This window comes from Hydrogenophaga aquatica (genome assembly GCF_054780915.1).
Window position 1 is genome coordinate 722,435 of the sequence record NZ_BAAGVK010000011.1, and the last position, 13,086, is coordinate 735,520.

The following is a 13,086-nucleotide window of genomic DNA, read 5'->3' on the forward strand; positions in this document are numbered from 1 at the left end:
TCTTGGTCTTGGTCTTGGTCTTGATGCCTTAACGACCAAGAAACCCCTCGGTTTCTCACTGGCTTGTCAGAAATCCTTGTCATCCAGCGACTGCGGTGTGGGCACTGTCGTCACTGCTTGGGGCTCCAGCTTACGAGGTCTGCCACCGAGCTTCCCGTTCGCTCTGTTGGTCTCAGCTTTCTGAACACTGTTTGCGAACTCGGCAACCTGAACAGGATCGAGCACATTACCATCTTCGTCTAGGGCAAGGAGGCCAGAGCTGGGCGTCAAAAGGGTCTCCAATGCAGCGGCAACGTCCGTTCCCGGCGATGCCCTCAAACGCCTCACCAGCGCCTCCATTGGCATCCTGCAACCCTCGACCTGCCACAAAGCAGAGCGAGCCATGTCAAAGACTCCCCTCTCGACTGGGGTCAACCAGCCTACACGGGCTTCATGTTCTGCCCAATGAAGAAACATGCGGGGCATACGCAAGTTCGGCTTCAACTGCTTAACTTCGGAGCTGTTTCCTTCAGCAGGCATTACGCAGGAGGGATGGGCGTTTACGTAGTTCATGTGCTTCACTTTCTTCATTTTGTTGATGGTCACGCACGATGGCCGTCACGACCTGTGCAATGGTCAGATGCTCTCCATGGCGTGCCTTGTGGGAGCGTTGATAGTTCTTGAGGTAGTCAAACACTGGCACCGGGAGGGCCAGTTGTCGGTACACCTTGGGGGAATCTGGGACGGTCATGGGATGGCGGTAGTCATGGGGAGGCCTTGAATGCAGGGGACCAGAAAGCAGAAAACCAGACGCTCCGTCAGGAACATCTGGCCTCAGGGGTTTGTCTCGGTCGAGAGTAGGCGTTACTTGCTTCTTCTCAAAGGTGGCGGTTTAGGCGCATACCTGTTCTTCTCAAAGGTCAGGGTTTAGGCAAGGTCAGACCCTCACCACCCCATCAACGAGGAGCGCCCCTCCTTTCCCCATTCATAGCGTTCTCAGCCACTGGGGACTTCTTGTCCAGAATCACCTCAACCCGCCCTAGGTACAGGTTGTAGGACACCTCATCAGCCCATGCTTTGAAGCTCAGGACGGGGGCTTTGTGGCGGTATAAGACGGCACAGCCACCAAACCCAAGCGCTGGTGCGGCGCGGCTCACAAGGGCATCCAAAAGGGTCAGGACAGGGGCAATCGAAGCGTGCATGGGGATAGGTACTCCTATGGTTGAAGGTCCGCCATAGTGCCCGCCTGCGTGGCCCTCAGACAACCCGAGAAAATGCGGATTTTCTAAGGCTCTGGCATACTCCGTCATTGAGAAAAATTCTCAATCATCCCGCTTCCTGGACTGTTCCTCAGGTGGGCCACATCAGGTCCCCACTTTGGCTCCCGCGTCCCTTGCCTTGACCACCCTTAGCACCGTTGACCGGGAAGCCCCCGTGGTCTTGCAGACCTGAGACCAGGACAGCCCCTTGTCCAGGAGTTCCAGGATCAAGGCATGCCGCTCCTCGTTCACAGGACGGCCCTTGTAGCGCCCTTCCCCCTTGGCCTTGGCTATGCCCTGGGCCTGACGCCTACGCCTGTCTGTGTAGTCCTTGCGGGCCACAGCAGCCAGCATGTCCAGGAGCATCCGGTTGACCGCATCCAGGAGGGCCTGTGTGGTTTCGTCCTTGGACTGGGTTGCAGCCATCCAGGAGGTGGGCAGGTCCAGGGAGACCACCCGAATACGCTTCTGCGCCAGCGCACCCTTGAGGGCCTCCCAGTCCTCCGTGTTGAGGCGCGAGAGACGGTCCACCTGTTCGACCAGGAGGGTATCTCCGGGGTGGGCGTCAGCGATGAGCCGGAACAGTTCAGGGCGCTTAAGGGTAGCTCCTGACTCGTTCTCCACGTACCACGCGGCCACCCTTAGACCATGCTCGCTGGCGAACCTCTCCAGGTCTGCCCTGGCTCTGGTGGCGTCTTGGTCATCGGTGCTGGCGCGGAGGTAGGCTCGGATAAAGGACATGGCAGGAACCTCTGGTTTCGTTTGATTGGTTCCATTATTAATGGTTCGACATGAGTTGTCAACAATCACTTATCGAACCAGTTTTGCGGCAATCCATTTGGGTATGCTCAAATCGAACTAGTTGCCGTGATAGCCCCAGGGTGCAAATCACCACGACTGCACTCATAGACATGACCAGACCTTCGCCAATTTGCCGTGCGATTGGCCGAACAACTCAACGAAATTGCTGACAAACAGGACGAAGCTCAACGCAAAGCAGTTGACCAAATTGATGCTCTCCGTAAAAGCCTATCCGCGCAAACAAGTTGCATCGAACGACGTGTCGTCTGTGCGTTGACGTCCAGCCCATGTTGCCTTGACCGGTCTGGCATTGCTGTTGATGGGGCTGTAGATGCAAGCTTGGCAGGCTTTCCAGCTAACCACGCCTTAGCCCCGCAAGGTGGAATCCAGCCCGCTGGCAAGTCTGATGGCAACGCGCTGTCGTTTAGGAAGCTAGATATTCCTGAACATATGCCGGATAAATCCCCCCACAGCTTCTTGCTGGTGCCGGGCAACAGGTTCACTAGGGGCAAGTGGCAGGCCTGCGAACGGAGAGCGCACCCCGCCGAAGTTCAAAAATAGAAAGTTGTCACCATCAAGCTGCCCACAAGCTGGACAGCAGTTGGCCCAGTATTTACCCCCGAACGCTTTTGACCACCTCAACTGTATGGTTGGAGGCTTGGGTGACGGAGGATCGGTCTGACAAAACGGCACGCCCGACCACCAGTACGAAATGAACTGCTCCTTGCACTTCCAACACTCACGAATCGCAGCAAGGTAAGTTGCTCTCTTTGGGTCCTTGTAGCCAGCGTATTGCTCCAGCGGCTGTCCGTGTTTTGCTGCCACATCTGCCAACCGCTTCAGCTTGGGCTTGCATGAGACACACAGCAACGGCCTCAGCCGCTCCGAAATTGGTGCCCATCGATACGGGTCGTTGATGATTGCTTCCGCATCAAGCTCTATCCAGGGGACAGATAGCTCATTGGCCTTTTCAGGCGTAACCTTGTGCGTAACGACCACCTCGATGGCAAGAGACGGTTCCCCCCTCCTATATGTAAGTACGTCGCACACGAAGCTGCCCACTGGCTCTTCCACCGAAACGCCACTGAATGTCCCAGGCTTCAGTAATGTGTGGTGCGGTTGATGGCAGCAATCACAACTACCTAGAAGTAGGATGCTCTTCGCAGCCTTGGGATTGTCGATTTGTTCCCTAATGACCTTGGCTAACAATAGCTTGGCCGTATGGTGAGCAATCGTCTCTCCCGTACAACTCGTATCAGCCTGGTGGGCAAAGTGTCGTACGAGCACCTCCCCAGCCTTAAGGGTCAGAGGCGTGTTACATGAAGGACAGTAGTAAGGGAGCCCTCGCTCTGCCATGCTGGCATGAACCAGACTTCCATCAAGACCAATGCCATATGGCGTCCGCAGTTCCATTTAGCCTCCCTGTTACACCGTCTTGAACATGGTATCTGGACACTGCTAGTCAAGCTTGCGGTAAACCTTTTGCAACAACTCCACCTTGCGCTGCACTTGCCGCTCTGCTTCGGCTTGATGGTCGGACCGCTCATCCATTGGCATCTGTTTCAGTTTCTCAATGAACTTGTCAACCGCCAGCAGTTCAGGAATGTACCCAGCCACCTCCTCAATGTGCAGCCTCTTCCTCTCATCGGGGTATCGGTTGAAGACTCTTGCGTAGTTCGGTTCTCCGTAAATCAACTTGGTAGCTTCATATACTTGTTCGTTCCACCTCTGCTTCTCCGCTTCTTCAATAGCCCTCTTTAGGGATTCTTCCGGGTCTTGCTGGGGAGGAACAGGCGGGTTCTTCTTTCTGCCCCGCTCATCCCATGCAAGGCTAAACAACTGATACAAGAGGTAAAGGACAAATAAGCCCCCAAGACCACCCCCACCGCAAAGCGTACGACCGCATTCGTCCATCCACCTCTCCTTCGCTGTCTCCACTTCACAACATTTTGACATCTGCAGAAGGTGTTCAGACATGCCCCCCACGGGGGAGAATAGCCTGCAGTGCTGATCGGATACCCGTTCAGATTTTTGCAGTAAACATCGGGACCTCTTGCGACAAGGCCGCCTGCACCACCGGTGAAAGGGTATGTGTGCCAACTCCCCTACGTTGAGCATTCGGGGACGCCAGCCAATCACGTAGCAGCTTTGCCCCTTTGGATGCATTGCACCCCACACAACACAGTGCGATGTTGTCCACTCCACTCAGCCGCACGTCATTGATGATGTGTTCCCAAGACCTCCGAGTACGCCTCTCCGTGCCAAAGCTGGCGCCGCAGGAGACGCAGGCCAAGTCACGAGCCATCACAGCCACTTCGACAGCCTTAGGGATACCCCATCTGTTCGCCATACGCGCGCCCCTATCCTGAGAATGCGTCGAGGTACTCGAATCAATTGACCGCCACCACACGGGGAACGGAACGGGTAGTTCCGGTTGTACCTGATTCAATGCCCGTCCAATCTTTTGCAGCAAACATGCTCCCACAGCAGGGGTTCTACTGCAGCCCTATAATGCCCGTAAGTGTGTCACTTTCGTGTGTCACAACCGAACGATAAGCCGCTATAACCCGTTGATTTTTAAAGAACCAACGGGCTGACCGCCAAGGTCAAGGCTCGTCACCTTATTTTTTACATCTGCTGCGACAACACCGAGGCGCATCCATGGCCAACGAGCTGATCAAACACGTGACCGACGCAACCTTCGAAACCGACGTGGTGAAAGCCAGTGCGCCGGTGCTGGTGGACTTCTGGGCCGAGTGGTGTGGCCCCTGCCGCATGATCGCTCCCATCCTGGACGAAGTGGCCACCAGCTACAACGGCAAGCTGCAGGTCGCCAAGATGAACGTGGACGAAAACCGCAACGTACCCGCCCAGTACGGCATCCGCGGCATCCCCACGCTCATGCTGTTCAAGGACGGCCAGCTGGCCGCCACCAAGGTGGGCGCGCTGAGCAAGGCCCAGCTCACCGCCTTCATCGACCAGCAACTGGCCTGACGCCGTCCATCCCGCCCGGGTGCAAGGCTCGGGCGGATTTCCTGTCATAATGCAGAAACAGGGTGCTTTCAGGCACCCAGGCATTCACTGATGTGTCCGCGCCAGCACAGCCGCGGCACCTCCCCTCCCCCCTCCGACACCACCAGACTCCTCACCGGAGCGATTCCATGCACCTGAACGAACTCAAGGCACTTCACGTGTCTGAAGTGCTCAAGCAAGCCGAAGCCCTCGAGATCGAAAACACCGGCCGCATGCGCAAACAGGAACTGATGTTTGCCATCATCAAGAAGCGGGCCAAGGCCGGTGAACAGGTGTTCGCCGACGGCGTGCTGGAAGTGCTGCCGGACGGCTTCGGCTTCCTGCGTGCGATGGACACCAGCTTCACCGCCAGCACGGACGACATCTACATCTCGCCCAGCCAGATCCGCCGCTTCAACCTGCACACCGGCGACATGATCGAGGGCGAGGTGCGCATCCCCAAGGATGGCGAGCGCTACTTCGCACTCAACAAGCTCGACAAGATCAACGGCCTGCCCCCGGAGCAGAACAAGCACAAGATCATGTTCGAGAACCTCACGCCGCTGTTCCCCAAGGAGCAGATGAAGCTTGAGCGCGACATCAAGAGCGAAGAGAACATCACCGGCCGCGTCATCGACATCATCGCCCCGATCGGCAAGGGTCAGCGCGCCCTGATCGTCGCCCCGCCCAAGAGCGGCAAGACGGTGATGATGCAGAACATTTGCCACGCCATCTCTGCCAACCACCCCGAGGTGGAGCTGATGGTGCTGCTGGTGGACGAGCGTCCCGAGGAAGTGACCGAGATGCAGCGCACCGTCAAGGGCGACGTGATTGCGTCCACCTTCGACGAACCCGCCGCCCGCCACGTGCACGTGGCCGAGATGGTGATCGAACGCGCCAAGCGCCTGGTCGAACTGAAGAAGGACGTGGTGATCCTGCTGGACTCCATCACCCGCCTGGCGCGCGCCTACAACAACGTGCTGCCCAGCTCCGGCAAGGTGCTGACCGGTGGTGTCGATGCCAACGCGCTGCAGCGCCCCAAGCGCTTCTTCGGCGCCGCACGCAATGTGGAAGAAGGCGGCTCGCTCACCATCATTGCCACCGCTCTCATCGACACCGGCAGCCGCATGGACGAAGTGATCTTTGAAGAATTCAAAGGCACCGGCAACAGCGAATTGCACCTGGACCGCCGCCTGTACGAAAAGCGCGTGTTCCCCGCCATCCAGCTCAACCGCAGCGGCACCCGCCGCGAGGAACTGCTGCTGGCCCCCGAAATCCTGCAGAAGACCCGCATCCTGCGCCAGTTCATGTACAACATGGACGAGATCGAGGCCATGGAAATGGTGCTCAAGAGCATGAAGCAGACGAAGAACAACCATGAGTTCTTCGACCTGATGCGCCGCGGCGGTTGATTCGGCACAAGTTACCCGGCTATAATGCTGCGTTTTGCGGAAAGTGCGCCAGATGGGCTGACGCGGCTACCGTGCCAAAGAAGGAAACAGCGATGAAAGAAGGCATTCACCCCAACTACCGCGAAGTGTGCTTCGTGGACCTGTCCAACGGCTTCCAGTTCGTGACGCGCTCCTGCGCCAACACCAAGGAAACCATCAAGCTGGACGACGGCCGTGAGCTGCCGCTGTTCAAGCTGGATACCTCCAGCGAGTCCCACCCCTTCTACACTGGCACGCAAAAGAGCGTGGACAACATGGGCGGCCGCGTGGAGAAGTTCCGCAACCGCTACGCTCGCGGCGCCAAGTAATCGCCCGCCGGCCAATAGCGCCAGACAAAAAGCAGCCTCGCCGGCTGCTTTTTTTTGTCCATCGTCCGCCGTTCTGCTCAGCCTTGCTGACAGACCGCTATAGTTCCAGCACGTGAATCTGCCCACCCCCGCCATCGTTACCCAGTTGGCCGCGCGCCGCCTGCCCAGGCTGGTGCTGGTATTGCTCGCCGTGGCGTATGTGCTGCCCGGCCTGCTCGGCCGCCAGCCCTGGCGCAACGCCGACCTTTCAGCCTTTGGCGTGATGCTGGACATGGCGCAGGGCGGCCCCTGGCTGCAGCCGCAGCAATTGGGCCAGCCAGCCGAGGTGACCGCCTGGCTGCCGTACTGGCTGGGGGCGCTGGCCATCAAGGCCCTACCCTTCATTCCAGCCGATGTGGCTGTCCGCATACCTTTTGGCCTGCTGCTGGCCCTGGCGCTGAGCAGCACCTGGTACGCCATGTACCACCTGGCACGGCTCCCTGCCGCGCAGCCGGTGAGCTTTGCATTCGGCGGTGAGGCGCGGCCGGTGGACTACGCCCGCGCGCTGGCCGACGGATCGCTTCTGGCATTGATCGCCAGCCTCGGGCTGGCCTGGCTATCGCACGAATCCACGCCCGACACCGCCCAGCTGGCTTTCACCGCACTGCTGCTGTACGCCTGCGCGCGCCTGGCCAGCGAACACGCTCGCTGGCACGTTTTCAGCGCGCTCGTGTGGTGGCTGGGCACGGTGGGGCTGGCACTGAGCGGTGCACCTTGGCTGGGCCTGGCCCTGGGAGGGGGTTGGCTGGTCTGGACTGCCGCCAGCGGTCAGCTCGCCCAGACCGGGCAGCAGCAACGCTGGTGGGTGTGGGCATTCTGTGCCACGGGCACCCTGGTGGCCGCCCTGCTCGCCTGGGAACTTGACCTGCCCCGCCGCCTGGACAACTGGACAACGCTGGACGCCTGGCTGAGTTACGACCCTTGGCGCAGCTACGGGCGCCTGCTCCTGTGGTTCACCTGGCCTGCGGGTTTGCTTGCGCTTTGGACGGTGTGGGGCTGGCGCCGCCGGCTGGGCTCACCCCACGTGCTGCTGCCGCTGTGGTTCGTTCTGGTCGGGGCGGTTTCGTCCTGGCTGATGGGCGCCAGCGACCGCGCGCTGCTCATGGCCCTGCCGGGCTTGGCATGCCTTGCCGCACTCGCGCTGCCCACCCTCAGGCGCAGCGTGACAGCCCTCATCGACTGGTTCGCCCTGCTCTTTTTCACGGGTTGCGCCATCATCATCTGGGTGATCTGGGTCGCCATGCAGACCGGCACCCCCGCCAAACCCGCCGCCAACGTGGCCAAACTGGCACCCAACTTCGAGCCGTCGTTCTCCATGGCGCTATGGCTGCCTGCCTTCGTGGCCACGCTGGCGTGGATTGGCCTGCTCGTCTGGCGCATTGGCCGCCACAAGCCTGCACTCTGGAAAAGTCTGGTTCTGTCCGCGGCAGGCAGCACGCTGTGCTGGCTGCTGTTGATGACCCTGTGGCTACCGCTGCTCAACCACGGCATGGGGCAGGAACCGATCTCGCGCAGGATTGCCTCCCTGGTGCCCGCAGACAGCTGCGTGCTGGTCCACGGACTGAGCCATGCCCAGATCGCCGGGTTGCGATACCACGGGCAACTGTCATTGCAGAAGGCACGGCCGGGCGTGGCCAGCAGCTGCCGGGCCCTGGTGGTGGAGCCTCGCGCCTATGCCACCCTGGACCAGACTCTGGACCTTGCCGAATGGCGGCTGTTGACCCAGGTACCCAGACTGCGCGAGAACCGCGACCACCTGCTGCTCTTCCTCAGGTAGAGCTGGGCTGGATGCCCCCGGGGCGCTGCTCAATCGGCCAGAACCCGGCTGGGCGGCAGCGTGATCGAAAAGGTGGAACCTTCACCCACCGTGCTTTGCACCAGCATCTGACCGCCATGCCGCTGCGCGACGTGCTTGACGATCGCCAGCCCGAGGCCCGTTCCCCCGGTTTCCCGGGAGCGGCTGCGGTCCACCCGGTAGAAACGCTCGGTCAGGCGCGGCAGGTGCTCCGGCTCTATCCCCGGCCCCGTATCCGCCACGAAATATTCGGCGGATCCGTCGTCCAGCAAACGCCAGCCTGCGCGTATGCGCCCACCAGCGGGTGTGTACCGCACGGCGTTGCTCAGCAGGTTGGACATCGCGCTGAGAAGCTCGGTACGCGCCCCAGCGATTTCGAACACCGGGCAAGGCTCCGCCTCGATATCGTGCTGACCGCCGGTCAGCACGTCGGACAGCGCCTTCGCTTCGCTGATCACCTGGTCGAGCAGCTCGGTGGACTTCACCCATTCGCTCGAACCAGGCACCGGGCTGCCCTCCAGGCGTGAAAGCGTCAGCAGATCGCTCACCAGCGTCTGCATGCGCTGGGCCTGCTGGTTCATCAGGCTGAGGTAACGCTGCCGCTCTTCCTCGGGCAGCTCCAGGTGCTGCAGCGTCTCGATGAAACCGCTGACCACGGTCAGGGGTGTGCGGATTTCGTGCGAAACGTTGGCGACGAAATCCCGGCGCATTGCCTCGGCCAGCTCCAGTGCGGTCACGTCGCGCGTGAGCATGAGCTTGCGCCCCTTGCCATATACGTGTATGTGAATGGAAATGCGCTGCGGATGGCCGGGATGCGCGTCACGTCCGTCGATTTCGATGGGTTTGCTGAAGTCCCGCTCGTTCAGGTAGCGGATGAATTCAGGGTCGCGTACCAGGTTGCGTATCTGCTGTTGCAGGTCACGCTTGGAGTCGAAGCCCAGGTGCTGGCCAGCGGTGAAGTTGCACCACTCGATGGCCGCGTTCTTGTCGAGCAACACCACGCCGTTGGGGGACGCCTGTATCGCCGCCAGGAACTCCTGGAGCCTTGCCTCGCTCTTGCGGGCCTTGCGGTTCAGCGCCTTGAAGCCCTTGCGGGCGCGCTCAACGACTTCCGCCCACACGGCAGAGACGTTAGGCGCCCGGTTGGACTCCCCCAGCCGCAGCCAGTAGAGCACCCTGGCGGTGCGCACGTTCTCCAGCACCATCCACACCATGGCCCCGGCGAGCGCTCCGCCAAGCACAGGCCACTGCGCGTCGCTGACATTCGCTGCCACCACGCCGCCCACCAGCGTGAACGCAAACAACTCCAGCGGGCGGCGAATCATGCAGTGGTGGTGTGAGGGTCTGTCTTGGGCCGGTTGGCTGCGGGCTGGGCCGTCAGGCGGTAGCCAGCGCCGCGAACGGTCTCGATCATAGCGCCAGCGGCACCCAGAGACTCACGCAAACGCTTCACGTGCACATCCACCGTGCGCTCCTCGATGAACACGTGGTCCCCCCAGATACGGTCCAGCAGGGAGCCGCGGGTATGCACGCGCTCGGGATGCTTCATCAGGTAGTGCAGCAGCTTGAACTCGGTGGGCCCGACCTTCAGCTCGTTACCCGCATGCATGACACGGTAGGTGGCCGCGTCCAGCATGAGTTCGCCGACCTGCACGGAATCGTTGACGATCTCGGGGGCGCGGCGGCGCAGCACAGCTCGTATGCGGGCCAGCAACTCCTGGGTGGAGAACGGCTTGGTGACGTAGTCGTCGGCGCCCGCGTCAAGCCCCTGCACCTTGTCGCTTTCCTCGGTGCGCGCGGTAAGCATGATGATGGGCACCGTCTTGATGCGCTCGTGCTGGCGCCAGCGTTTGGCCAGAGCCACGCCGCTCTCGCCGGGCAGCATCCAGTCCAGAAGGATGACGTCGGGGAGAACGGCATCGACCTCGCGCTGGGCCGACGCGCCATCGAACACCACGGTGGGGGCAAACCCGTTGTGGCGCAGGTTGACGGCAATCAGTTCCGCGATGGCGGGTTCGTCCTCCACCACAAGGACGCGAGGCAGTTTTCTCATCTGACGGCAGACTCCCTTTGTTGGGCAGTGGCATGGCGTATGTCGGCCCCCTTGGCCACGTACACGGTGGCTTCGGCGATGTTCTTGGCGTGGTCACCCACGCGCTCAATGGCCTTGGCCAGAAACAGCAGGTTCAGGCTGGCCGAAATGGTACGCGGGTCTTCCATCATATAAGTGATGAGCTTGCGCAGGTAGCCCTCGTATTCCGCGTCGATGGAGTCATCCTCGTTGATGATGGCCAGCGCCGCCGCCACGTCCAGCCGGGCGAAGGCGTCCAGCGTGCGGTGCATGACGTCGGCCGCGTGCTGCGCACCGTCGGCCAGGTCGCGCAGGGGCAGCGTGCGCGGCGCCCCCGCCTCCAGGTAGGACTTGGTCATGCGTGCGATGCGGGACGCCTCGTCGCCCGCGCGCTCCAGGTTGACGATCACACGGGACACGCCCACGAGCAGACGCAGGTCGCGGGCCGTGGGCTGGCGCCGGCTCATGGTGGAGGTGATGTCGTGGTCGATCTCGATCTCCAGGCGGTTCACCCGGCTCTCGATCTCCAGGACCTGCTCGGCCGTTTCTATGCTGGCTTGGTGCAGCGCATAGATGGCCTGGCGCAGCTGGGATTCGACCAGCCCCCCCATTTCGAGAACCCGGGTGGAGATGTTGCTCAGTTCCGCATCGAACTGGCTGGAGAGATGCTTGTCCGTCATGATCAGCCAAACCTTCCTGTGATGTAGTCTTCGGTTTCGGTACGCTGGGGCTTGAAGAAGATCTGCTCGGTGGCACCGAACTCGATCAGTTCGCCCAGGTACATGTAGGCGGTGAAATCGCTGCAGCGGGCGGCCTGCTGCATGTTGTGGGTCACGATGGCGATGGTGTAGTCGCTCTTGAGCTCATGCACCAATTCTTCCACTTTGCCGGTGGATATGGGGTCCAGCGCGGAAGTGGGTTCGTCCAGCAGCAGCACCGAGGGTTTGACCGCCACGCTTCGGGCGATGCACAGGCGCTGTTGCTGCCCGCCTGACAGGCTCAGCCCGCTCTGGTGCAGCTTGTCCTTCACCTCGTTCCACAGGGCGGCCTTGGTCAGCGCCCATTCGACACGGTCTTCCATATCGCCCTTGCTCAGATTCTCGTAAAGCTTCACACCAAAGGCGATGTTGTCGAAGATCGACATGGGGAACGGCGTGGGCTTTTGAAACACCATGCCGATGCGCGCGCGCAGCAGGTTCAGGTCCTGCTTGTCGTCCAGGATGTTCTGGCCATAGAAATTGATCTGCCCTTCGGCACGCTGGCCGGGGTACAGGCTGTACATGCGGTTGAGCGTGCGCAGCAAGGTGGACTTGCCGCAACCGGACGGGCCGATGAAGGCCGTGACCTTGCGCTCGGCAATGTCCATGTTGATGTTCTTGAGCCCCTGGAACTTGCCGTAGAAGAAGTTCAGGTTGCGCACTTCCAGGGCATTCTTCTGCTGGATCGTGGTGTCGTTCATGGTTCGGATCGGGATGGGTGTGTCGGGATGTGGCTCGTCTGGGTCCGGGTGCGCGATCAGGTGCGCACCTTCTCGCGGAACACGACGCGCGCCAGGATGTTGAGCACCAGCACCGCCATGGTGATGATGAGTGCGCCCGCCCAGGCCAGGCGGATCCAGTTGTCGTAGGGGCTCATGGCAAACTGGAAGATCACCACGGGCAGGTTGGCCATGGGCTTGCCCATGTCGGTGCTGAAGAACTGGTTGTTCAGGGCGGTGAACAGCAGGGGGGCGGTCTCGCCCGAGATGCGCGCAATTGCCAGCAGCAGGCCCGTGATCACGCCGCTCTTGGCGGCGCGCAGCGTCACCATCGTTGCGACCTTCCAGCGCGGCGCGCCCAGGGCAAAGGCCGCTTCACGCAGGCTGCCGGGCACCAGACGCAGCATGTTCTCGGTGGTTCGCACTACGACCGGGATGGCGATCAGCGACAGCGCAAGGCTGCCCGCGTAGCCGGAGAAGTTGCCCACGGTGGCCACCGCGATGGCGTAGACGAACAGGCCGAGCACGATCGAAGGCGCGGAAAGCATGATGTCGGTCACGAAGCGCGTGAACTCGGCAGTCTTGCTGGTGTCGCCGTATTCCGCCAGGTACACACCCGCCAGGATGCCCACGGGCGTGGAAACGATCACCGTGAGCCCCAGCATCATCAGGCTGCCGACGATGGCATTGCGCAGGCCACCACCCTCAGTGCCCGGAGCGGGTGTGTCCTGGGTGAAGATTGCCCAGTCGACACCAGCAAAGCCGTTGTAGAAGAGCACATACAGGATCCACAGAAGCACCGTCAGCCCCAGTGCCATGGCCCCCATGGAAAGGGTCAGGCCGATGGCGTTGGCAGCACGGCGCTTGCGGTAGAGGGATTCGTTGATTTGCATG

Annotated in this window: 13 protein-coding genes; 4 read left to right on the forward strand and 9 right to left on the reverse strand. The window is 61.0% G+C overall.

Annotated features, from left to right (window positions below):
* Nucleotides 1-66: 66 nt before the first annotated feature.
* From ACYVHH_RS10820 to ACYVHH_RS10835, 4 genes are all read right to left on the reverse strand, one after another.
* Nucleotides 67-585 carry a hypothetical protein gene (locus tag ACYVHH_RS10820; protein ID WP_460565150.1) on the reverse strand — a complete coding sequence of 173 codons (519 nt, stop codon included), beginning with the start codon at nt 583-585 and terminating at the stop codon, nt 67-69.
* A 758-nt stretch (nt 586-1,343) separates the two neighbouring features.
* A complete protein-coding gene (locus ACYVHH_RS10825) occupies nt 1,344-1,979 on the reverse strand; it encodes a recombinase family protein (protein ID WP_460565151.1) in 636 nt (211 codons plus the stop codon).
* A 492-nt stretch (nt 1,980-2,471) separates the two neighbouring features.
* Nucleotides 2,472-3,452, reverse strand: coding sequence for a competence protein CoiA family protein (locus ACYVHH_RS10830; RefSeq protein ID WP_460565152.1), 981 nt, complete (start codon nt 3,450-3,452; stop codon nt 2,472-2,474).
* Nucleotides 3,453-3,497: 45 nt separating this feature from the next.
* Nucleotides 3,498-4,016 carry a hypothetical protein gene (locus ACYVHH_RS10835; protein ID WP_460565153.1) on the reverse strand — a complete coding sequence of 173 codons (519 nt, stop codon included), beginning with the start codon at nt 4,014-4,016 and terminating at the stop codon, nt 3,498-3,500.
* A 684-nt stretch (nt 4,017-4,700) separates the two neighbouring features.
* On the opposite strand from ACYVHH_RS10835, the gene trxA reads away from it, so the two are divergent.
* From trxA to ACYVHH_RS10855, 4 genes are all read left to right on the forward strand, one after another.
* On the forward strand, nt 4,701-5,033 hold the full coding sequence (gene trxA, locus ACYVHH_RS10840; protein WP_460565154.1) for a thioredoxin TrxA: 333 nt from the start codon (nt 4,701-4,703) through the stop codon (nt 5,031-5,033).
* Nucleotides 5,034-5,200: 167 nt separating this feature from the next.
* A complete protein-coding gene (rho, locus tag ACYVHH_RS10845) occupies nt 5,201-6,463 on the forward strand; it encodes a transcription termination factor Rho (protein WP_460565155.1) in 1,263 nt (420 codons plus the stop codon).
* A gap of 92 nt (nt 6,464-6,555) precedes the next feature.
* Nucleotides 6,556-6,810, forward strand: a complete 255-nt coding sequence (locus ACYVHH_RS10850) for a type B 50S ribosomal protein L31 (protein ID WP_460565156.1) — start codon at nt 6,556-6,558, stop codon at nt 6,808-6,810.
* A gap of 112 nt (nt 6,811-6,922) precedes the next feature.
* Entirely contained in the window at nt 6,923-8,626 is a 1,704-nt protein-coding gene (locus tag ACYVHH_RS10855; RefSeq protein ID WP_460565157.1) for a hypothetical protein, read from the forward strand.
* Nucleotides 8,627-8,655: 29 nt separating this feature from the next.
* Here the strand turns inward: ACYVHH_RS10855 and phoR are convergent, their stop codons facing one another.
* From phoR to pstA, 5 genes are read right to left on the reverse strand one after another with little or no spacing between them, the layout of a single operon-like run.
* The gene (gene phoR / locus ACYVHH_RS10860) at nt 8,656-9,969 is read right to left on the reverse strand and encodes a phosphate regulon sensor histidine kinase PhoR (protein WP_460565158.1); all 1,314 of its coding nucleotides are present in this window, start codon (nt 9,967-9,969) and stop codon (nt 8,656-8,658) included.
* A complete protein-coding gene (gene phoB / locus ACYVHH_RS10865) occupies nt 9,966-10,697 on the reverse strand; it encodes a phosphate regulon transcriptional regulator PhoB (RefSeq protein ID WP_460565159.1) in 732 nt (243 codons plus the stop codon). Before phoB ends, phoR begins: the two co-directional genes overlap by 4 nt.
* Nucleotides 10,694-11,395: a phosphate signaling complex protein PhoU gene (gene phoU, locus ACYVHH_RS10870; RefSeq protein ID WP_460565160.1), complete on the reverse strand. Its 702-nt coding sequence runs from the start codon at nt 11,393-11,395 to the stop codon at nt 10,694-10,696. The genes phoB and phoU overlap by 4 nt, the downstream gene beginning before the upstream one ends.
* 2 nt (nt 11,396-11,397) lie before the next feature.
* On the reverse strand, nt 11,398-12,174 hold the full coding sequence (gene pstB, locus ACYVHH_RS10875) for a phosphate ABC transporter ATP-binding protein PstB (RefSeq protein ID WP_460565161.1): 777 nt from the start codon (nt 12,172-12,174) through the stop codon (nt 11,398-11,400).
* A 56-nt stretch (nt 12,175-12,230) separates the two neighbouring features.
* Nucleotides 12,231-13,085, reverse strand: a complete 855-nt coding sequence (gene pstA / locus ACYVHH_RS10880) for a phosphate ABC transporter permease PstA (protein WP_460565162.1) — start codon at nt 13,083-13,085, stop codon at nt 12,231-12,233.
* Between the last annotated feature and the right edge of the window lies 1 nt (nt 13,086).